This window comes from Rhodococcus sp. (in: high G+C Gram-positive bacteria), assembly GCF_049299235.1.
Taxonomy (GTDB): domain Bacteria; phylum Actinomycetota; class Actinomycetes; order Mycobacteriales; family Mycobacteriaceae; genus Rhodococcus.
This window is the reverse complement of the sequence record NZ_JBAQXC010000158.1, coordinates 1-2,125: the sequence shown is the minus strand read 5'-3', so window position 1 is coordinate 2,125 and position 2,125 is coordinate 1. Positions and strand designations below refer to the sequence as shown.

The following is a 2,125-nucleotide window of genomic DNA, read 5'->3' as shown; positions in this document are numbered from 1 at the left end:
CGGATCTGTTCGACGAGTCGACGGTGGTGTCGTTCGCGGAGCGGTTCGTGCGGTTGCTGGGTGCTGTGGTGGTGGATCCGTCGGTGCCGGTGGGTGATGTGGAGTTGTTGGGTGCCGATGAGCGTGGGTGTGTGCTCGGTGGGTGGTCGGTGCCGGGTGTGGTGGTCGATGCGTCGGTGACGTTGCCGGCGTTGTTCGGTGCTGTGGCTTCGGAGTTGCCGGGTCGGGTTGCGGTGTCGGCGGGTTCGGTGTCGGTGTCGTACGGGGAGTTGTTCGAGCGGTCGAATCGTTTGGCGCGTCGTTTGATTGCGTCGGGTGTGGGTCCGGGTTCGTTGGTGGCGGTGGCGTTGCCGAGGGACGAGTCGTTGGTGGTGGGTTTGCTGGCGGTGTTGTCTGCCGGTGCTGCGTATCTGCCGGTGGATGTGTCGTATCCGGCGGAGCGGATCGAGTTCATGTTGGCCGATGGTGCGCCGTCGGTGGTGGTGACGTCGGTGGAGGGTCGGTCGGCGATTCCGGTGTCGTCGGGTGCTGAGGTGTTGGTGCTCGATGAGGTGGATGTGTCGGGGTTCTCGGGTGCGGTGGTCTCCGATGCGGATCGTGTGGTGCCGTTGCGGTCGTCGGATCTGGCGTATGTGATCTATACGTCGGGGTCGACGGGCCGGCCGAAGGGTGTGTCGGTGACGCATCGCAATGTGGTGGAGTTGTTTGCGAATTCGCGGGGGTTGTTCGGTTTCGGGGAGTCGGACGTGTGGACGATGTTCCATTCGTATGCGTTCGATTTCTCGGTGTGGGAGTTGTGGGGGCCGTTGCTGCACGGTGGTCGTGTGGTGGTGGTGGATTACTTCACGTCGCGTTCGCCGGAGCAGTTCCGTGAGCTGGTGGTGGCCGAGGGTGTGACGGTGTTGAGTCAGACGCCGTCTGCGTTCTATCGGTTTGCCGAGGCGGATCGGGTTGCGGTGGAGTCGGGCGCGGGTGAGTTGTCTTTGCGTCATGTGGTTTTCGGTGGTGAGGCGCTGGATCTGGGCAAGTTGTCCGGGTGGTTCGGTCGTTATGGTGATGTGTCGCCGCAGTTGGTGAACATGTACGGGATCACCGAGACGACGGTGCATGTGTCGTTCTTGGCGTTGACTGCGCAGATGGCGGGGTTGTCGGCGAGTGTGATCGGTCGGGCGTTGCCGGGGTTGCGGGTGTATGTGCTCGATGAGCGGTTGCGTCCGGTTCCGGTGGGTGTGCAGGGGCAGATGTATGTGGCGGGTGCGCAGTTGTCTCGGGGTTATCTGGGGCAGCCGGCGTTGACGTCGTCGCGGTTCGTGGCCGATCCGTTCGCCGGGGTGAGCGGAGCGACGGGGGATGTCACCGGTGGGGCGAGCGGAGCGACGGGGGATGTCACCGGTGGGGTGATGTATCGGACGGGTGATCTGGCTCGGTGGAATGCCGAGGGGTTGCTCGAGTATGCGGGCCGGTCGGATTTCCAGGTGCAGTTGCGTGGTTTCCGGATCGAGCTCGGTGAGGTCGAGGCTGCGTTGACGCGGTGTGCGGGGGTGGCGCAGGCTGTTGCTGTGGTGCGTTCGGATGAGCGTGCCGGGGATCGTCTGGTGGGTTATGTGGTTCCGCGGGCCGGGGTCGATGTCGATGTGGTGTCGGTGCGGGAGTCGGTGGGGCAGTTCCTGGCTGGGTACATGGTTCCCGATGTGGTGATGGTGCTCGATGCGTTGCCGTTGACGGCGAATGGGAAGTTGGATCGGAAGGCGTTGCCTGATCCGGTGTTTGCGGTGCGGGGGTTCCGGGCGCCGTCGACTCCGGTGGAGGAGATCGTTGCGGGTGTGTTTGCCGAGGTGCTCGGCGTCGAGCGGGTCGGTGTGGATGATGATTTCTTTGCGTTGGGTGGTAATTCGCTGATTGCGACGCAGGTGACTGCGCGGATCGGTGCGGCGTTGGAGACGTCGGTGCCGGTGCGGGTGTTGTTCGAGGCGTCGTCGGTGCAGGCGTTGGCGGCTCGGGTGGAGTCGCATGTGGGTTCGGGTGCGCGGGTGGCGTTGGTGCCGCAGGTGCGTTCGGGTCGGGTTCCGTTGTCGTTGGCGCAGACTCGGATGTGGTTCTTGAATCGGTTCGATACCGGTTCGGC

Annotated in this window: 1 protein-coding gene; it reads left to right on the top strand. The window is 64.2% G+C overall.

Annotated elements, in window-relative coordinates; all coding sequences use genetic code 11:
* The coding region (locus tag WAX14_RS09690) for a non-ribosomal peptide synthetase (protein WP_422627872.1) at nucleotides 1-2,125 on the top strand (2,125 nt) is incomplete at both ends.